Origin of the sequence: Isoptericola halotolerans (assembly GCF_003003075.1) — a bacterium.
Lineage (GTDB): Bacteria > Actinomycetota > Actinomycetes > Actinomycetales > Cellulomonadaceae > Isoptericola > Isoptericola halotolerans_A.
The window spans coordinates 240,011-258,727 of sequence record NZ_PVTX01000006.1; the positions used below are offsets into that span (position 1 = coordinate 240,011).

An 18,717-nucleotide genomic window follows, 5' to 3' on the forward strand; every position below is an offset into this window, starting at 1 on the left:
TCGAGGGGCACCGAATCGATACTCCGCTGACGTTTGGCCTGGTTACGCTCACGCCGTGCCTCGACATGACACGGCTGTCGTCCATTTCGTCCGCAGCCTGAACGCCCGCATCGCCGGTGGAGCCAGGGCCGTCCTGGAGCGCGCCGGGATGTTCGCTCGCAGCGGGTGGTCGAGCCACCTGGTCGTGACGGGCGTCGTCAACGAGCACGACATCGCGCAGGCCCGGCACGCCGGGCTGCTCGACCCTGCGATGCACGTCCACGCCTACCTGCGCGAGGCGCCCTCGTGGCAAGACCTGCAGGAGGCCAGCAGGAGAGCTCCGCTGGCACCCGCGGCCGTGCTGAGACCGGGCACCCCCTGGGGCCGTCACGTCGAGACGGACGAGTCCCGTCGCGTGGTCGAGACCTCGGTGGACGGGACGCTGCGTCGGCAGGAGGTGACATCCGCCAACGGGCGTCGGACGCGACGCGTGAGCCTGTTCGACGACAACGGACGCAGGACCGAGAGCTGGCTCTACGTCGACGGTGTCCCTGTGGTGGCCAGCATGATCGATCCGGAGACCGGGCAGTGGATCCGTTCCGACTACATCGCTGACGGCCGGTACCGCTGGGCGACCGTCGGGTACGAGCCCCCGCTGGGCACGGCACCGGCCACACTGCACACCACCGGGGAGCAGACGGACGTGGGTACGGTGCTGGCGCGCTGGCTGGACCGGGAGTTCGCCGCGTGGGACCAGCTCGTCGTCTTTGCCGACGGAGAGAACATTTGGCAGCGCGGGCTCCGGCGGATGCGCCATCCCGGGGTGCGTGGCGTCAGTGTCTTGCACAACTCCCACCTCGGCGAGCCGTATGACGAATCGGCGGGCACGAAGCCGCACTGGCACGGCTTCTTCGACGACCTGACGAACGTGGACAGGATGGTGTGCCTGACGGGTCGTCAGCGGCAGGACCTCGTCGAGCGGTATGGCGATCTGCCACTGGAGGTGGTGCACCATGCGGTGCCGACGCCTCGCGAACAGGTGGTGGTGCCACGGGAACGACATCTCGTCTTCATCGGCCGTCTGGCGGAGCAGAAGCGGATCGAGCATCTCCTGGACGCAGTCGCGGCCGCGCGCGCCCGAGTGCCGGACGTGCGGCTCGAGATCTACGGCTCGGGACCGGAGGAGGACGACGTCCGGCGTTGGATCTCCGAGCGCGGGCTCGACGGAGCGGTCGAGATGCGGGGACACACGACCGACCCGCTCGGCGCCTTCGCGGCGGCCCGCGCCGCGGTGATGACATCCCGCTACGAGGGCCTGCCGCTGACACTGACCGAGGGGATGGCGGTCGGCACGCCATTCATTTCCTACGACCTCAACTACGGCCCGGCCGAGGTGATCCGCGACGGCGTGGACGGCTACCTGGTCCCGGCGGGAGATGTTGAGACGTTCGCCGACCGGATCGTCACCGTCCTGCGTGACGACGCGCTGGCGAAGCGATTGAGCGACGCCGCGCGAGAGGTCGTCGACCGATTCTCGACGGACCGCTACCGGCGGAGCTGGACCCGTGTTCTGCACGATGTGGCCGATGGAGCAGGGCCCGACCGGGGCCTGACGAAGGAGATGGCGTGAGCAGGCGGCGGCGAATGGTGCGACGGATCGTCGGCGCGGTCGGGCAGCGAGCCGCGAAGGTGCTGCCGCGGGTGGCGCCGGGGTCCGGGTCGGCACACCGAGCGGCCAACAACGCGGCTTTCCGCGAGCTCGCCCTGGAGCGGACCGATGGTGAGCCCGGCCGACTTGCCCGATCCCGCGACGAGCTGGCCCGGCGGGTGCGCAAGGTCTCCCCGTACGGGACTCGGCTCTGGCTGCAACTGTCCCTCGGCAGAGCAAGCTGGTGGGACCTCCCGGGAGTGGAGAGCCGGTTGTTCACCGTCGCGGAGGCTGCGGTGGACACGTGTCGGCTCGACGTCGCGGACGCGGTGCTGGCCGTGATGGAGGATCTCCGGCCGGGCTACTCCAAGGTCCTGCACCTCCGTGGAAGGCTCTATGCGACGCGAGGCGACTGGGCGGGTGCGCGCGAGTGCTGGGAGGCGGCGGAGCGGCGCGGTGGCGGCGACCCCGGTGCCGTCGGCCGCAGGGTGGCCGACGAGAAGGCTCGCCATCAGGTCCGCCGACTCATCGGCCAGCTGCCCGCTGACCTGCCTGCCGTCCAGGACGGAGCCCCCGGTGCGGCGGCACATCGCCGAGCGGTCGCACTTGCTCCGAGGGTTCTGCGGCCCTGGGCGTTCGACCGAGCCGTGGAGGAGTTCATCGCCCGTTCGAGTGTCGCCGCGCTCACCGACGGTCTGACCCCCCTGATGGACGCCTGGACGCAGATCGGGGCCGAACATGTGGTCCTGGCGCCACCGGAGCTCGTCACCGAGACGAAATGGGTCGATGTGGAAGGGTTCGCCGACTACCTCCGCGGCAGGTCGGTGGCGCTGATCGCCAACTCGCCGACGCTCCTGAGGGAGGAGCTCGGCGAGCTGATCGACTCCTACGACGTCGTGATCCGCTTCAACTCGTTCGTGATCGACCCGGTCCATACTGGTGCGCGCACCGATGTCCACGTTGCTTTCCACAAGTACGAGTTCAATCTCGAGGTGCCGGTGGACGTCCGCATCCTGTTCTCGGGGGAGACGGCGCTCTGGAGAGAGTCGGTCAAGGTCCGGGCGATCCCCGGCCGCCAGCGCATGCTGGGGGACCTCAGCCTGCGCTGGCCTGCGCCGAGCCTTGGCCTGATCGGCAAGGACGACCCGTTCAAGCTCCCGACCGCCGGTTTCAACCTGCTCCGCCTGCTCCTGCATCTGGACGTGTGCCCGGTCGTCGACCTGATCGGGTTCGACTTCTATCGGTCCGGGATGCTGCGCGTCGAAGGCGCGAAGGCCATTCCGCACTCGCCCGGGCACGACTCCAGCGCCGAGAAGGAGTGGATCATGGCACACGCAGCCTCAGTCGATGCCCATGTCATCTCGATGAAGAAGACGAGGACCGCCGCATGACCGCCGACGGAGCACCCTTCGCCGAACTGCTCGACCGTGCCGACGAGCTCTCGCAGGACGCTCACTACGAGGGCGCACTCGAGGTTCTCGCGGTGCTCGCCGGCCGGCCCGGCGTCTTCGCGAGCTCGCGCTACGTCTTCCTGCTCTCCCGCGTGCTCCGTGCGACGAGCCGGTACGACGCAGCCAACGACGTGCTCGCACTGCTCCGCAGGGATGCGTTCCTGGTGAGCCGAGCCGAGACCGAACGCGCGCAGATCGCCTGGATCCGTCACCAGTACGAGCAGGGTGTCGAGCACGCTGTGCACGCCGTCCGGGCCAACCCGGGCAACGCAGCCGCACACGCGGTCCTGCGCCGGGTGCAGGCGCCGATCACGCCGTCGCGTGCGTCGGCCCCGACGGGCGGCGTTGCTCACGCCGCTTTCTACGTCTCCGACGGAGGTAACTTCGGTGACCTGGCCTTGCCGGTCGCCGTCAGGGCGGCGTTCGTCGACGCCCGGGGGCCTGTCGACTGGCTGCCCGTGCACGTGCACCAACTCTTCGACGAAGAGCGCCTCGAGCTGACCAACGCCCAACGCGCCCTCGTCGTCGGGGGTGGTGGCCTGTTCCTGCCGGACACCTCTCCCAACGGCAACTCCGGTTGGCAGTGGAACGTCCCGCGAGCGATGCTCGAACGCATCGAGGTCCCGGTGGCGGCGTACGCCGTCGGCTTCAACCTCTTCAAAGGTCAGACCTTCCACGGTGACCTGTTCCGCTCCAACCTCGAGGCGTTCGCCGAACAGGTCCAGTTCCTCGGCCTGCGCAACCACGGGTCTGTCGGCCGGGTGCGCGAGATGCTACCGCCGCGCCTGCAGGACAAGGTGCGATTCGTGCCGTGCCCGACGACGGTCCTGCAGCGGACCCGAACGGGGCTCCCACCGGCCGAGGCCGGGACCGGCCGGGTGCTGGTCAACGCCGCCTACGACCGGTCGTCGCGGCGGTTCGGCGGCGGCTACGAGTCGTTCCTGGCTGGGATGGAGTCCTTCATCGCGCAGCTCTCGGCGTCCGGGGCCGAGGTCCGGTTCGCCTCGCACCTGCCGGGCGACGAACGATTCGTGCGCGACATCGCGGCTCAGCACGGACGCGAGCTGCCGGTGGACCGCCTGAATCTCATGTCCCCGGAGGAGGGTTTTGCCTACTACCGCCGCGCCAGCCTGGTGGTGGGCATGCGCGGGCACGCCTCGATGATCCCGTTCGGTCTGGGCACGCCGATCCTCAGCATCGTGTCGCACCCGAAGATGCGGTACTTCCTGGAGGACATCGGCCGGCCGGAGTGGGCGTTCGACGTCGACCGCCCGGACCTGGGAAACGCTCTCACGGTTCGGGCCAGGGACGTGCTTCAGCACGAGCAGCGCTATCGGGCTGATGTTGCGGATCTGCAGGCGATGCTGCACGAGCCGATCGAGCAGGCCGCCGTCGACCTCCTGGCGAGTGCCTCGGTCCAGGATGGACAACCCGTCCCGAGCTAGCCGGAGAGGACGGCGGCGATCCCTTCGGAGACGACAACACCGTTGGCAACGGCGCTGCGCCGTACCACGGAGCGTGCCCCGCGGTGGCTGCGGACCTCGGTCACCGCGTCCGCCAGATCGGCCGCCTGGGCGACGCCCCCGGAGAAGAAGGGCTGCTCCTCACGTCGCCAGCAGTTGTCCACCACGTCCAGCAGCGAGCGCGTCTTGTGCGAGTTCGACTCCATGAGCAGGAACGGAGTCCCTCCCAGGGAGGCGAGAATGCTGGGGTGGTAGCGGCCGGAGACCATGGCCGAGGCGCTCCAGAGCAGCCGTGTCGCCGCGCTGAGCGGGATCTGCGGGTCGACCCGGTGGATGTGGAGGCCTTCGAGAGCGTCGGCCAGACGCCGGTCCGGCTTGTCGGAGCCGGCGAACACGACGTCGACGCCAGCCGTCGCCAGCCGTTCCTGCAGCGCCGCGATCGTCTCTCGGAGGACCTCGGTGTCGATGCCGAACCGCGACGTCCCGGAGAGCACCACGTACGGCCGTCCGTCGGCCAGCAGCCGATGGACCGGCAAGGGGAGGCCCTCGGTCTCCGGCGTATAGCCACTACGACCTGCGGGCGTGTCCTGGACGTGTGCCGACCAGGCGAACAGCGCGTCGGGCAGCCACGAGGCGGACACGTCCGGATAGAGTTCCTGGTGGAGCGCGAGACTAGCGGGGTCGCGGTAGACCACTGCGTCGCAGCAGGCGAGCGTGCGGCCCACCTCGTCGAGCGCGAGCGCGTCCGCGTCGGTGCGTCCCGGGGCGTAGGACAAGATGCTGTTGACGAGGTAGACGGGTTTGCCGAGCAGCGTGGCCGCACGCATCATCGCCATGGTCCGCACGAGCGTGAGCCGTTCGGTGAGGATGAAGTCGCCCTCGCCGTTGACGACCAGCTCGTCGGCCGCCGAGATCGCGGCCTGGACCTCGGCGAGCTTCGTCGTCGCCGGCCTGGGGGCGGCGATCTCGACGGCGAGCTCCTCGACCACCTCGAACACGCTGTGGCCGTCGGTGCGGACGTCGGTGTCACCGAGCTGGCCCAGGATGTGGGGAGCGCCGATGGTCGACACGACCGTGCGTCCGGCGTGCCGCTCGAGGATCTCGGCGAGAGCCAGGCTGGTGGAACGTCCACCCCAGTTCACCCTCGTCTGCGCCTCGTGCATCCTCAGCACGCACGCTCGACGTCTCGTCACCTGGAACCCTCCTTGCGTCGGACGGCCTCAGCGCGAGGCTGTCGGTCGACGCTAGCGCCCCAGGGCGCGCCCACACCCGTGACCGGGGTGAACGTCAGATGAACGTCAGGTCACTCTGCCCGGATCCTCGTGATCCACGACGCCGGCATGCTGCCCTGGGTCGTGGCGCGGCCCACCCACGCGCGCATCTGGTCGGCCTTGCCGCTCAGTGTCGCCGTGCGCCCGTTCGGCTGCGTCGCCGTGAGGGTGCGCACCTGACCGCTGGACCACGTGCGGGTCACCTTGATGGAGGCGACGTTCCCGAGCCCGAAGAGGTCCCGCGCCTGCTGCTGCGTCATGGTCCGCGTCCACGAGGCGTAGGAGTTCCCCGGCGCCCGCAGGCTGTAGGGGTCGTCGACGCTGCGCTCGTAGGACAGCCGGGAGGACCACACGTCCTCGGAGTTCGCGGTGCGCCCGCCGCTGGAGGAGAAGTAGTGGGCCGTCACGGGGCGGCCGCCGACCTGCAGCACCCGCGCCCGGGTCTTGCCCTGGGTCGTCTGGTCGACCGCCTTGGTCCAGACGGCCCCGTAGCGGCCGCCCGAGCCCTCGTTCTCCTTCTTCCAGCCGGTGAAGTGCTGGTCGCGGACGTCGTCGACGATGTGGCAGCGGCAGTCCGGCTTGCCGTCGTGCTTGGCGATCGCGTACGACCGAGCGGTCATCGCCTGGGCGCGGAGCGCGCGGCTGCCGCCGTTGAGGCCCCACGAGGACGGCATCTCGGCGATGCCGTACAGGTACTCGGTGTTGAGCAGCAGGTCGTTGGTGATGTTGGGCGTCATGTCCCGGTTGACGATGGTCAGCCGTCCGTGCCGGTAGGCGCCGTGCGCGCCGTCGATCGTGGCGACGGCCTCCTTGCCGTTCGGGCGCCAGTGGTTGGTCCCCGACCACTGGATGCGCATCATGTCGCCCTTGTAGACCTTGCCGTTCACCTTGACGCGCACCGGGCCGCGGTCGCCGATCCGGACCTTCATGGTGACCTTGCTGCTGCCCTGGGCGACGGTGCCCTTGCCCGGCTTGTTGACGCGCCAGTCGCCGCCGGAGACCGTGACCCAGGTCGTGCGCCCGGAGTCGCCGTAGCCGGAGAAGCTGTACGGGTCGGGCCCGTAGACCTGCACCCGGATGCGCTTCGGCGTCGTGGTGTAGGGCGCCTTCGCCCCGGTGTAGTAGTGCTGCAGGATCTTGATGCCGCCGAACCCCTGTCGGGCCAGCTCGTACGCGCCGTACTGGCTCATACCGACGCCGTGCCCGTAGCCCGACCCGGAGATGGTGAACTTCTCGGGCAGGTCGGCGGCCGACGCCGGTGCGCTCGCGGCGAGCCCTCCCGCGGCGGTGACGAACAGTGCGGCCAGCACGGAGACGGCCCGGTGGTACCAGTGACGCTGTTGCATGATGAAACCCCCTCGGCCACTGTGCATCAGGCGTCGGCCGGCGGCATCTCGAACGGGTGCGCCGGGGCGCAGGGGAGTGCCACTAGGCTCGCCGTCGTGCATCGTGCCCACCGCCTGATCCTCTCCGACCTCCCCGCACGGCGACCGCTGGTCGTCGAGGACGGCCCGGGCGTGCTCGACGGCGGCGCGCTGAACCTGGCCCCCGGCACCACGCAGGGCCTGGGCACCTACCTCAACGGGTTCCCGGCGGCGTACTGGGCCCGTTGGACCGGGGCGACGCGGGCCCGGCTCACCCTGGACGCGTCCGGCGCGGGCACGGTCCGGCTGCTGCGGTCCGACGCCGAGGGCCGCGTGACCGAGGTCGCCTCCGGGTCGCTCGACGAACCGCTGGAGGCGGACCTGTCGCCGGACGGCGGCTGGTTGTGGTGCGAGGTGAGCGCCGCGGCGGCCGACGGTCCCGGCGGATCGGGCGGTGTCGTCGTCGCCGGTGGTGAGTGGTCCGTCGACGTGCCGCCCCGGCGCGACGGTGAGGTGCTCCTGTCGATCACCACGATGGACAAGCCCGAGTACTGCGTCGCCACCCTGGCGACCCTGGCCGGCTCGTCGGAGCTGGCGGCGGCCGACGTCCGCGTCCAGGTCGTGGACCAGGGCACGCGCAAGGTCGCCGAGCATCCGGGGTTCGCGGACGTCGCCGCGGCGCTGGGGGACCGGCTGAGGATCGTCGACCAGCCGAACCTCGGCGGCTCGGGGGGCTTCTCCCGCGGGATGCTCGAGACGCTCGACGCCGGCGCCGACGCGGTGCTGATCTGCGACGACGACGTCGAGGTCGAACCCGAGGCGCTGCTCCGGGCCGTGCGGTTCCACCGGTCGGCGACCACCCCGGTGATCGTGGGCGGGCACATGCTCGACCTGGCGCGCCCCACGGTGCTCAACTCGTTCAGCGAGGTGATCCACCGCCGCACCTTCAACTGGGGCCCGCCCGTCCTGGACCGCCAGTGGCACGACCTCGCCGGCGGTCTGCGCGCGACACCGTGGCTCCACGCGCGCGCCGAGTCGGACTTCAACGGGTGGTGGATGTGCCTCATCCCGGCCGCCGCCCTGCGCGAGGTCGGTCTCAGCATGCCGCTGTTCCTCAAGTGGGACGACGCCGAGTTCTCCCTGCGCGGGGGCGAGGCGGGTTTCCCGACGGTCTCCCTGCCGGGCGCCTGCCTGTGGCACATGGCCTGGACCGAGAAGGACGACTCCGTCGAGTGGCAGGCCTACCTGCACGTGCGCAACCGCGTGATCACCGCGCTGGTGCACGCACGAGGGGCCGGGCTGCTGCCTGCGGCGCTGCTCGCGACCGACCTCAAGCTGCTGCTGGCCATGCGCTACTACCCGGTGGACCTGCACGTGCGCGCGCTGCGGGAGGTCCTCGCCGGGCCGGGGCGGCTGCACCCGGAGCTCGGCACCGTCGTCGGGCAGGTGCGCGCCGTCGGCGCTGAGCACCCCGAGACGGTCCGGCACCGGCCGGGCGACGCGGCGTTCGACGCGGTCGCGGGGACGACGGCGGCAGCCCGGCCCGGGGCACGGCCCTCCGGTGCGCTGGGGCTCGCCGCGTTCGTGGCGCGCGGGCTGCTCCGGACCCTACGACCGGTGCCGGCCGCTGCCCGCCGGGAGCCCGCCGCGGCACTGGCGCGCACCGACGCCGGGTGGTGGCAGGTGCCCGCGTACGACTCGGTGCTGGTGCTCGACGCCGACGCCACCAGCGGTGTGTGGCTGCGCCGCGACCGCCGCAGGTTCTGGCGCCTGGCGGGTGCCGCCGTCGTCGGCCACGCCCACCTCGCGTGGAGGTGGCGCTCGCTCGCCCGCACGTGGCGCGCGGCCGCCCCCGACCTGGTCTCGACCGAGACCTGGCGGGCGGACTTCGCACCTGGTCACGCCGACTAGGATGTTCCGGATGTCCGTCCCCGTAGTCGTCGCCGTCGTCGTGTCGTACAACCGAGCCGAGCTGCTCGGTGCCGCGCTCGACGCCCTCGGCGACCAGAGCCGCCCCGTGGACCGCGTCGTCGTCGTGGACAACGCCTCGACCGACGACGCGCTCGCCGTCGCGCGGCAGCACCCCACCGCGCCGCACGTCGTCGCGCTGGCCCGCAACACCGGGGGAGCGGGCGGGTTCGCCGTCGGCATCGCCACGGCCGTGGCCGAGCTGGGCGCCGACCTCGTGTGGGTCATGGACGACGACACGATCCCGACGCCGACGGCGCTGTCCGCGCTGCTCGCGGCCCGCGACGCCTACGACGGCGAGGTCGCGGCACTCTGCAGCCGGGTGGTGTGGACGGACGGCTCCGACCACCCGATGAACACGCCGCGCCGCCGCCCCGGAGCGAGCACCGCCGAGGTCGAGCGGGCGCAGGAGGCCGGCGCGATCCCGGTCCGGTCCATGTCGTTCGTGTCGATGATGATCGACGCCGCGGCCGTGCAGCGCTCGGGGCTGCCCGTGACCGACTACTTCATCTGGAACGACGACTTCGAGTACGCGACGCGCCTGCTGCGGCACCGCGTCGGGCTGTCCGTGCCCGGCAGCGTCGTGGAGCACCGCACCAAGAAGCTCGGCGCGACGGACGCCGACCCCGGCCCGCGCTTCTACTACGAGGTGCGCAACAAGATCTGGATGTTCTCGCGGTCCGACGCGCTGTCCTTCCGCGAGCGCGTGCTGTACGGCGGCTCGACGGTGCGGCGCTGGCTGCGCACGTTCGTCCGCTCCAGCGACCGGCGCACCCTCGCCGGAGCCGGGTGGCGGGGGTTCTGGCACGGGATCACCCGGGGACCGCGCCCCGACACCGAGGTGCTCTCCGGCGTCGGGCACGCGGCCCTCACCGTCGCGCGGCTCGAGGCGGGCGCGTCGTTGCCCGCCCCCGTGCACGTCAACCGCACCGCCGCGTCGACGGGAAGCTTCGGGACCGGCGAACCGCTCGACGGCCAGCGCTTCTCCGTGCTGCTGCCCGTGTACCGGGGCGACGACGCCGCGCACCTCGAGCGCGGGTTCCGGTCCGCGACCGTCGACCAGACGCTGCGGCCCGACGAGGTCGTCGTCGTCCGGGACGGGCCGGTCGGCGCGGAGATCGCGGCCGTCCTCGAACGGCTCCCCGAGCTGACCGACGTCCCCGTCACCGTCGTCCCCCTGCCGCACAACCTCGGCCTGGCACGGGCGCTGGAGGAGGGGCTCGCCGTCTGCCGCCACGAGATCGTGGCGCGCGCCGACGCCGACGACATCTCCCTGCCGGAGCGGTTCGCCGTGCAGGTGCCGCTCGTGGCCAAGGGCTACGACATCGTCGGCTCGGCCATCTGGGAGTTCGAGGACGACGAGGACGAGCGCGGCATGGTCCGCGTCCCGCCCACCGGCGAGGGCATCGCCGCGGCCGCCCGGTTCCGCGACCCGTTCAACCACCCGTCCGTCGTCTACCGCAAGTCCGCCGTGGCCGCCGTCGGGGGCTACCAGCACCTGGACCTCATGGAGGACTACCTGCTGTTCGCGCGGATGCTCGCCGCCGGCGCGCACGCCCAGAACATCACCGACCCGCTCGTGCTCTACCGCGTGGGGGCCGGCGCCTACGCCCGTCGTGGCGGGCGCCGCCTGCTCGCCTCCGAGCTGGCGCTGCAGCGGACCCTGCACGAGGAGGGGTTCGTGTCGACGCCGCAGATGGTGCGCAACGTCGTCGTCCGGGCGGGTTACCGGCTCGTCCCGGAGCGGGTGCGCCAGGCCGGCTACCGCCGCTACACCCGCAGCCGCGGCGGCTACGTCCCCGACGACCTCTAGCACCCACCCTCAGGAGAGTGACCATGAACGCCGACCTCGTCGTCGTCGGGACCGGGTTCTACGGTCTCACCGTGGCCGAGCGCATGGCCCACGCGGGCCGTCGCGTGCTGATGATCGACCGCCGCGACCACCTCGGGGGCAACGCGTACTCCGAGGATGACCCGACCACCGGCATCGAGGTGCACCGGTACGGGGCGCACCTGTTCCACACCTCGAACGAGCGGGTGTGGGAGTACGCCAACCGGTTCACCGGCTTCACGGACTACCAGCACCGGGTGTACACCACGCACCGCGGCGAGGTGTTCCCCATGCCGATCAACCTGGGCACGATCAACCAGTTCTTCCGCTCGGCGTACGGCCCGGAGGCGGCGCGGGCGCTGATCCGCGAGCAGGCCGCCGAGCTGGGGGACGCGGAGCCGACGAACCTCGACGAGCAGGGCGTGCGGCTCATCGGCCGCCCGCTGTACGAGGCGTTCATCCGCCACTACACCGCGAAGCAGTGGCAGACCGACCCGCGCGAGCTGCCGGCGTCGGTCATCTCGCGGCTGCCGGTGCGCTACACGTACGACAACCGCTACTTCTCCGACCGGCACCAGGGCCTGCCCGTCGACGGGTACACGGCGTGGCTCGAGCGGATGGCCGACCACCCGAACATCGAGGTGCGGCTGTCCACGGACTTCTTCGACGCCACGCAGCCCGTGCACAAGGACGCCGTGGTGGGGCAGGTGCCCGTGGTCTACACCGGGCCCGTGGACCGGTACTTCGACTACGCCGAGGGCGAGCTGTCCTGGCGGACGCTGGACTTCGAGACGGAGGTGCTGGACGTCGGGGACTTCCAGGGCACCACCGTGATGAACTACGCCGACGCCGAGGTGCCGTACACGCGGATCCACGAGTTCCGGCACTTCCACCCCGAGCGCGACTACCCGGGCGACAAGACCGTCATCATGCGGGAGTACTCGCGCTTCGCCGCGCGCCAGGACGAGCCGTACTACCCGGTGAACACCCCGGAGGACCGGGCGCGGCTGCTGCGCTACCGCGAGCTGATGGGCGGCGAGGCGGACGTGCACTTCGGCGGGCGGCTGGGGACCTACCAGTACCTCGACATGCACATGGCGATCGGTGCGGCCCTGTCGATGGTGGACAACCAGCTCACCTGACTCCCCACTCTCTCCGCCCTCCGTCCGGAGCGCCCCCTCCTGTCGCCGAGCGTCGAGCTCCGGACCGGTTTGCGGGGCCATAGCGGTCGGAACCTTGACGTTCGGCGGCCCGGGCGGCGCGCTCGGGGCGCGGCGTCCACAGGTGCTGCCCATCGCCCCGTGCCCACCGGCGACGTTCTGCTGGCATCCGTGCATGAGAACCTTCGCGCCGATCCCGGAGTCTCTGCTCGCCGTCGCCGAGGCGCAGGAGGGCCTGGTCGCCGGCCGCCAGTGCGACGAGCACGGTGTGGGCAGCTCGCGCCGCAGCCGCCTGGTGCGATCCGGGCGGTGGCTGGCCGTGACGCGGGGCGTGTTCGACACCTGCGCGGTCCGGCCCGCGCAGCGCACGGTCGAGCTGGTCCCGGCGCGGCCGGTCCCTCCGTTGCTGGTCAGCGAGGACGTTCCCGGACGGTCGCGCACCGCCCGGGAAGCGGCCCTGCGCCGACGGTCGCCGGCGGACCTGCTCCACGACCACCGACGACGGCGGGCAGCGTGGGCGGGCCTGCTCGCCTACGGCGGCGCGGCGATCGCCGTCGGCACGAGTGCGCTGGCGCTGCACGGGATCGAGGGCGTGCCGGGGAGGATCACGCCACAGGTCACGCTGCCGGACGCGTCCGCCCGGCGTCAGCACCCCGGCGTGGTCCTGCGTCAGTTCGACGACGGGATGACGGTCGTCCCGTTCGGTGACGACCGCTCCGCCGGACGCCACCTCGCCTCGGTGGAGTGGGCCCTCGCCCAGAGCGTGCCCGAGCTGTGGCCGGCGAGTGCGCTCGCGGTGCTCGACTCGGCGCTCCGGCTGGAGGCGCTCGACCGGGCGGGGCTCGAGCGTGCGCACGACCACGCCCGCGGACGGCGCGGGGTCGCGGCGAGACACGTCGCCTGGGAGCTGGCGGACGGGAGGTCGGCCTCGCCGCTGGAGTCCGCGGGCCGCTGGCAGTGCCACGAGTGGGACGTGCTGCCGGACACGCTGCAGCTCCCGGTCCTCGACCCGGACGGCCGGCTCCTCGGGGTGGGCGACCTGGCCTGGTTCCGTGGCGGAGGTCGGGTGCTCGTGGTCGAGATGGACGGGTTCGACTGGCACGACGGCAGCGCGCGCGGTGCTGCGCGGGACCGTGACCGGGACAACGACTTCGCCCGCCACGGGGTCGACGTCCTGAGGTTCGCCGCCGAGCACGTCCGCCGCGACGTGGTGGGCCGCGATGTCTCCCGCTTCCTCTCTGCGCGCCGAGCGTCGAGGTTCTGACCGCTATGGGACGCCATTGCGGTCAGAACCTCGACACTCGGCGGCCAAGGGCGGGAGTCAGGGGACCCAGGCGCAGACGAGGTGGCCCGTGCCGTCGGCCGTGACGGGCCCGGCGGCGTCCGGCACCAGGCAGGACTCGCCGCGGCGCAGCTCGGTCTCGCCCGCGTCCGTCAGCAGCCGGACGGTGCCGTCCAGCACGAGCACGATGCGCGGTCCGTCGGGGGCGAGCGCGACGGGCTCGGCCGGGTGCACGTCGGCGGTCATGAGCGCGAACTCGGAGACCGGCGCCCGGTAGCTGGTCACCAGGCTCTCGCTGCCGGCGACGACGGTGTCCGGCCGCACCGGCGGGCGGGGGGCGAACGCCGCGCACTCGACGAGGGCGTCGGCGTCGACGTGCTTCGTCGTCAGGCCGGCCCGCAGCACGTTGTCCGAGGCCGCCATGACCTCCACCCCCAGCCCGGACAGGTAGGCGTGCACCTCGCCGGCCGGGACGAACATCGCCTCGCCGGGCTCGAGCGACACCCGGTTGAGCAGCAGGGACGCGACCGCGCCGGGGTCGCCGGGGTGCTCGGCGTCGAGCTGCAGCACGGTCGCGTCCGCGCGGGCCGACGGCGACACCTGCGCGGCGCGGTCCCGCACCGACGCGACGGTGGCCGCGACGTCGTCCGCGCACCCCGGCGTCGAGCGGGCGGCGACGATCAGCTCCATGGCGGCCCGCAGCCCGGCCGACGACCGCGTGCCCGCCAGCGCTCCGCGCACCCGCGCGACGAGCTCGCCGTCGAGGCCGTCGAGCAGCTCGAGCACGGCTCGCGGGCTGCGGAAGCCGGCGAGGCCTTCGAACGCCGTGAGGGCGACGAGCATCTCGGGCTTGTGCTCCGTGTCGTGGAACGACCGGTGCGGCGCTCCGACGGGCAGCCCGGCACGGGCCTCGCGGTGGTAGCCGGCCCGGGCGGCGTGCGGCCGCGGGTGCACCTGGAGCGAGAGCGCGCGGCGCGCGGCGAGGACCTTCAGCAGGTAGGGCAGGCGGGGGCCGAACCGGTCCGCGACCCGCCGGCCGAGCACCTCGGCGGGGGCGTCGGCGACCAGCTCCGCCAGGGACGTGCCCGTCCCGAGGCGTGACGGCGCCGAGGGGTGCGCCCCGAGCCACAGCTCGGCGGCGGGCCGGCCGTCGCGCGGGAGCCCGAGCAGGCCCTGGATGTGGTCGTGGGATCCCCAGTCGTACGGCTGGACCGTGTTGTCGAGCCGGTGGGCGGCGGCGAGGTCGACGGCCGTTGTTGGTGACGTGTTCATCAGCATTTCATCGACTTTCCGCTCGTTGATGTGATTCACTCGGCGCTCGATCCTCGCGCCTCGACGACCGACCGGAGAATTCGTGCACGCTTTTCATTCCTTGGCCTATCTCGACGTCGAGAAGTCCGGCTCCACGTATGTCTCGCACTTTCTGCGCGACTTCCTGGACGACGACGAGGTGGCGTTCCGCAAGCACGTCGAGCTGGAGGACCGGCCGCCGTCGGGCCGGGTCCACGTGATCTCCGTGCGGGACCCGTTGGACACGTACCTCTCGCTGTACTCGTACGGCTGCCAGGGCAAGGGCGGGCTCTCGGGCACGGTCCGGGAGGCCGGGCTGGGGCACCTGTACGACGGCACGGCGGCGGGCTTCGACCGCTGGCTCGACGTCGTGCTCGACCCCGCCTACGCCCCGGCGCTCAACCCGCGCACCTACCACCGCTCGGGCGTCGCGGCGCACACGGGCCTGCTGTCCTTCCGGGTGGCGCGGCTGTCCAGCCCGCGCTCGAAGCGCTGGATCCGTCAGGCGACCTCCCCGGAGGACTTCGTCGCGCTCTACCGCCGCCACACCGTGGTCGACGTGGTGCTGCGCAACGAGTCGCTCACGGAGGACCTCGAGGCGCTCGTGCTGCGTGAGGACCTGGCGTGGCGCCCGTCGCGCGAGGCCGCGCTGGGTGCGCTGCGCGCCCAGCGCCGGCTGAACACGAGCCGTCGTCTCGACGACGACGGCGCCTTCGAGGTTCCCGCGGACGCCCGACGGCGCGTGGCCGCACGCGAGCGGCTGCTCACGGAGGTGTTCGGCTACGACGACGGTCATCGCAGCTCCACCAGCGAGCCGATGGCGGTCAGGTCCTCGGCGTAGCGCTCGGCCAGGGCGGCGGCGGTGCCGCCGTCCAGGAACGACGCCGGGACGTCGCCCGGTGCGGGGTGGCGGCCGAGCGCGTCGGTGACGAACCGGTGGAACGCCGCCCGCTCGTCCGCGTCCCGCAGCAGCGGCAGCACGTCCAGCGACAGGTCGGCCATGCGCTGCGTGTACCGCGTGTTGGTGCGCCGTGACACCTCGTCGCCGACCTCGACGCCCGTGGCCCCGAGCCGGTCGAGCGCGTCGGTGACGATCTGCCCGACGAGCGGCCGGGTACCGGCGCGGTCGCGGTCGTAGTCGTAGACGGTGACGTGCTCGGCGCCGAAGACGCGCACGAGCTCCTCGACGACGCCGCGCCAGGACATGGTCGCGACGACACGCTCGGCCAGCTCCTCGAAGCGCACGGTCTTGCCGTGCTTGAGCTGCTGCTGGTAGGCGGACTCCAGGAAGTCGCCGTAGCCCCGCACGGTGAACTGCACGTGCCGGGGGACGCCCGCGGTCGCCCGGCCGATGCCTTCGAGGTTCTCGGTGATCCGCGGGTACAGCCCGGGGACGCCGGGCGCGAAGGCGGGGCCGGTGTTGGACTCGCAGGAGTAGAACAGCCCCGGCGCGCGGGACGCACGCCAGGCGGCCATGAGGAAGTCGCGCAGGTTGTCGTCGGCACCGGGCCGGGCGACGTCGTACCAGCCGTCGAGCGCGGCACGGATCTCGGGCTGGGTGGTGCGGGTGACGACGCCGGCGGCGGCGAGCTCGGCGGTGTGCTCGCGGCACCAGGACTGCACGGCGGTGGTGCCGGTCTTCTGCGAGCCGAGGTGCAGCACGACCTGCCGGCCGGGCGGCAGGGGGCGGCGGGCGGCGACGGCGCCGCGCAGGCGCTGGACGATGGTCATCGGACCTCCACCAGGTCGCGGACCCGAGCCAGGTCGGCCTCGTCGCGGGCGGCGAGCGCGGCCTCCTGGTCGGGTGTCAGGGGCTGGGCCGGCGTGCCGCCGTCGTCCACCTGCCGGTCGACGAAGTGCGTCAGCGCGCGGCGCTCGTCGTGGGAGCGCAGGTGCGGCAGAGCGGTGAGCGCCACCTCGATCTGGCGGGCGCTCCAGCGGGTGTCGGCCACGCCCGTGACGTCCGCGAGCGGCAGGTCGTCGGTCCGGCCGGTGAGGCGGTCGAACGCAGAGGTCAGCACGGAGCGCCCGACGGCGGCGGTCGTCCCCGCGGGATCGCCCGCGGTGCGGACGGCGGACGCGTCGTGGACGCTGACCCGGTCGGCACCGACCGTGGCCACGAGGCGCTGGACGATCGGGACCCAGCTGGGTGCCTCGAGCGCCGACCAGTAGGTGTCGAGGTCGACGAGGTGGCCGTGCCGCACGGTGGCGACCCAGGCGGACGTGACGACGTCGGCGTGCGCGGCGAGGGTGAGCTGCACGCTCCAGGGCACGCCGGCGAGCGCCGCGGCGAGTCCGTCGATGCCGGCGTCGGCGTGCGGGAACAGCGTGCCGCCGCGGGGCAGGTAGGCGGGGCCGAGCGGGGCGGAGGAGGAGAACAGCACCGACTCGTCGGCCACGAGGTGCCCGCGCAGCCGCTCACGCCCCTTGTCCGAGCGCCAGTCGAGCCCGGGCACCGCCGCGCGCAGGTCGGACCAGGAGGTCCGGGTCGTCACGTGGCGCTCGGCGAGCACGTCGCGGTGCGTTCCGCACCACGCGCGCACGGCACGCACCGTCGGACGGTGGGTGCCGAGATGGACGGCCACCGGAGGGGGCGCCTCGGGCATCTTTCGGGCTCCTTCTTGCCAGGTCCTGGACGCTGGAAGGTTAGTCCCTCGATGCGTCGGAAGTGACATCTTCATGGCGCCCGATCGCATTGTGCGACAGATAGCGGAAAGTGTTCACCGACGGGTCACGGAGTGTTCCTCGACAGTTTCCGGGATATGGCCGAATGCGCCGTGTTGGGCTCATAGTGTCGCCGCCATGAACGAATCCGTGCTCGTCGTCGTCCCCGCCCGTGGTGGGTCGGCCGGCGTGCCGCTGAAGAACCTGCAGCGGGTGGGGGGCAGCTCCCTGGTGGCCCGTGCGGTGCGTTCGGCGGCCGCTGCGCCGGCGGTGACCGACGTCGTCGTCTCGACCGACCACGCCGAGATCGCCCGCGAGGCTGCCCGGCACGGCGCCCGGGTGGTCGAACGCCCTGCGGACCTGTCCGGGGCGACGGCCAGCTCCGAGTCGGCGGTGCTGCACGTCCTCGACGGTCTCGCCGCCGACGGAGCCCCGCAGCCCGCGGTCACCGTGCTGCTGCAGGCGACCAGCCCGTTCGTCGACCCGGCCGACCTCGACGGCGCGGTGCGCCAGGTGCTCGACGGCACCCACGACGTCGTCGTCGCCGTCGCGGCCACCCACGACTTCCAGTGGCGGATGGACCCGGACGGCCCCGTGCCGGTCGGTCACACGACCGACCACCGGCCGCGCCGTCAGGACCGCGCGCCGCACTACCGCGAGACCGGGGCCTTCTACGTGATGCGGACCGCGGGCCTGCGCGAGCACGGCACCCGGTTCTTCGGCTCGGTCGGGCTGCAGCCGGTCGCCCCCGAGTGGGCCGTCGAGATCGACGAGCCCCGCGACCTCTGGCTCTCCCGCACGCTCCTCGACCAGCCCACCGACGCCGAGCGTCGAGGTTCTGACCGCATTGACCGCGCAAAGCGGTCAGAACCTCGACGCTCGGCACCGGAGGGGATGGACGTCGACGCCCTCGTCACCGACTTCGACGGCGTGCACACCGACGACGGCGTCTACGTCTCCCAGGACGGCGTCGAGCAGGTGCGCGTCCACCGCGGCGACGGGCTCGGGGTCGGACACCTCCGGTCCGCCGGCGTCCCCCTGCTCATCCTGTCCAAGGAGACCAACCCCGTCGTCACCGCGCGGGCCCGCAAGCTCGGCGTCGACGTCCTGCAGGGCATCGACGACAAGGCGACGGCACTGCGCGACTGGTGCGCCGCGAACCGGCTCGACCCCGACCGGGTCGCCTACGTCGGCAACGACGTCAACGACCTCCCTGCCCTGCGCGTCGTCGGCTGGCCCGTGGCCGTCGCCGACGCCCACCCCGACGTGCTCGCCGCCGCGCGGGTCGTCACCGAAGCGCGAGGCGGCCACGGCGCCGTCCGCGAGATCTGCGACCGCATCACCAT

The 18,717-nt window shown here is 72.4% G+C and carries 13 protein-coding genes and 1 pseudogene; 9 read left to right on the forward strand and 5 right to left on the reverse strand.

The features are described from left to right. The first annotated feature begins 469 nt into the window (after positions 1-469). From BCL65_RS10580 to BCL65_RS10585, 3 genes are read left to right on the forward strand one after another with little or no spacing between them, the layout of a single operon-like run. A complete protein-coding gene (locus BCL65_RS10580) occupies positions 470-1,609 on the forward strand; it encodes a glycosyltransferase (protein WP_165799984.1) in 1,140 nt (379 codons plus the stop codon). Continuing rightward, entirely contained in the window at positions 1,606-3,018 is a 1,413-nt protein-coding gene (locus tag BCL65_RS17815) for a glycosyltransferase family 29 protein (RefSeq protein WP_125206521.1), read from the forward strand. The genes BCL65_RS10580 and BCL65_RS17815 overlap by 4 nt, the downstream gene beginning before the upstream one ends. Next, positions 3,015-4,523 carry a polysaccharide pyruvyl transferase family protein gene (locus BCL65_RS10585; protein WP_125206520.1) on the forward strand — a complete coding sequence of 503 codons (1,509 nt, stop codon included), beginning with the start codon at positions 3,015-3,017 and terminating at the stop codon, positions 4,521-4,523. The genes BCL65_RS17815 and BCL65_RS10585 overlap by 4 nt, the downstream gene beginning before the upstream one ends. Here BCL65_RS10585 and BCL65_RS10590 read toward each other — a convergent pair. Next, positions 4,520-5,734 carry a polysaccharide pyruvyl transferase family protein gene (locus BCL65_RS10590; RefSeq protein WP_125206519.1) on the reverse strand — a complete coding sequence of 405 codons (1,215 nt, stop codon included), beginning with the start codon at positions 5,732-5,734 and terminating at the stop codon, positions 4,520-4,522. The two genes, BCL65_RS10585 and BCL65_RS10590, sit on opposite strands and share 4 nt — an antisense overlap. Positions 5,735-5,844: 110 nt before the next feature. Continuing rightward, on the reverse strand, positions 5,845-7,158 hold the full coding sequence (locus BCL65_RS10595; RefSeq protein WP_106267790.1) for a SpoIID/LytB domain-containing protein: 1,314 nt from the start codon (positions 7,156-7,158) through the stop codon (positions 5,845-5,847). A gap of 96 nt (positions 7,159-7,254) precedes the next feature. On the opposite strand from BCL65_RS10595, the gene BCL65_RS10600 reads away from it, so the two are divergent. The 4 genes from BCL65_RS10600 (at position 7,255) to BCL65_RS10615 (ending at position 13,399) form a co-directional block, all read left to right on the forward strand. Next, positions 7,255-9,087 (forward strand): glycosyltransferase, encoded by a 1,833-nt coding sequence (locus tag BCL65_RS10600; protein WP_106267792.1) that lies wholly within the window; start codon positions 7,255-7,257, stop codon positions 9,085-9,087. 10 nt (positions 9,088-9,097) lie between these two features. Next, positions 9,098-10,957: a glycosyltransferase gene (locus BCL65_RS10605; RefSeq protein WP_106267863.1), complete on the forward strand. Its 1,860-nt coding sequence runs from the start codon at positions 9,098-9,100 to the stop codon at positions 10,955-10,957. 23 nt (positions 10,958-10,980) lie between these two features. Next, a complete protein-coding gene (gene glf / locus BCL65_RS10610; protein ID WP_106267794.1) occupies positions 10,981-12,117 on the forward strand; it encodes a UDP-galactopyranose mutase in 1,137 nt (378 codons plus the stop codon). A gap of 193 nt (positions 12,118-12,310) precedes the next feature. Further along, positions 12,311-13,399, forward strand: a complete 1,089-nt coding sequence (locus tag BCL65_RS10615; protein WP_106267796.1) for a hypothetical protein — start codon at positions 12,311-12,313, stop codon at positions 13,397-13,399. 57 nt (positions 13,400-13,456) lie between these two features. Here BCL65_RS10615 and manA read toward each other — a convergent pair whose 3' ends face one another. Next, positions 13,457-14,689 carry a mannose-6-phosphate isomerase, class I gene (gene manA, locus BCL65_RS10620; protein WP_106267865.1) on the reverse strand — a complete coding sequence of 411 codons (1,233 nt, stop codon included), beginning with the start codon at positions 14,687-14,689 and terminating at the stop codon, positions 13,457-13,459. A gap of 82 nt (positions 14,690-14,771) precedes the next feature. On the opposite strand from manA, the gene BCL65_RS10625 reads away from it, so the two are divergent. Continuing rightward, complete coding sequence (locus BCL65_RS10625) at positions 14,772-15,548, forward strand: hypothetical protein (RefSeq protein WP_125206518.1); 777 nt, start codon at positions 14,772-14,774, stop codon at positions 15,546-15,548. Here the strand turns inward: BCL65_RS10625 and BCL65_RS10630 are convergent. Together BCL65_RS10630 and BCL65_RS10635 are read right to left on the reverse strand one after the other, a co-directional pair. After that, positions 15,500-16,438: a hypothetical protein gene (locus BCL65_RS10630; RefSeq protein WP_106267800.1), complete on the reverse strand. Its 939-nt coding sequence runs from the start codon at positions 16,436-16,438 to the stop codon at positions 15,500-15,502. The two genes, BCL65_RS10625 and BCL65_RS10630, sit on opposite strands and share 49 nt — an antisense overlap. After that, the gene (locus tag BCL65_RS10635; protein ID WP_106267802.1) at positions 16,435-17,313 is read right to left on the reverse strand and encodes a hypothetical protein; all 879 of its coding nucleotides are present in this window, start codon (positions 17,311-17,313) and stop codon (positions 16,435-16,437) included. The genes BCL65_RS10630 and BCL65_RS10635 overlap by 4 nt, the downstream gene beginning before the upstream one ends. 196 nt (positions 17,314-17,509) lie before the next feature. Here BCL65_RS10635 and BCL65_RS18150 point away from each other — a divergent pair. Beyond that, positions 17,510-18,625 (forward strand): annotated as a pseudogene (locus BCL65_RS18150) (cytidylyltransferase domain-containing protein); the annotation flags it as partial. Positions 18,626-18,717: the final 92 nt, after the last annotated feature.

What these genes read in the sequence shown, in the direction of transcription:
- BCL65_RS10635 (WP_106267802.1), bottom strand. Translation starts at nt 17,313, where the DNA reads ATGCCCGAGGCGCCCCCTCCGGTGGCCGTCCATCTCGGCACCCACCGT.
- BCL65_RS10630 (WP_106267800.1), bottom strand. Translation starts at nt 16,438, where the DNA reads ATGACCATCGTCCAGCGCCTGCGCGGCGCCGTCGCCGCCCGCCGCCCC.
- BCL65_RS10585 (WP_125206520.1), top strand. Translation starts at nt 3,015, where the DNA reads ATGACCGCCGACGGAGCACCCTTCGCCGAACTGCTCGACCGTGCCGAC.
- BCL65_RS10605 (WP_106267863.1), top strand. Translation starts at nt 9,098, where the DNA reads ATGTCCGTCCCCGTAGTCGTCGCCGTCGTCGTGTCGTACAACCGAGCC.
- glf (WP_106267794.1), top strand. Translation starts at nt 10,981, where the DNA reads ATGAACGCCGACCTCGTCGTCGTCGGGACCGGGTTCTACGGTCTCACC.
- BCL65_RS10615 (WP_106267796.1), top strand. Translation starts at nt 12,311, where the DNA reads ATGAGAACCTTCGCGCCGATCCCGGAGTCTCTGCTCGCCGTCGCCGAG.
- manA (WP_106267865.1), bottom strand. Translation starts at nt 14,689, where the DNA reads ATGAACACGTCACCAACAACGGCCGTCGACCTCGCCGCCGCCCACCGG.
- BCL65_RS10595 (WP_106267790.1), bottom strand. Translation starts at nt 7,158, where the DNA reads ATGCAACAGCGTCACTGGTACCACCGGGCCGTCTCCGTGCTGGCCGCA.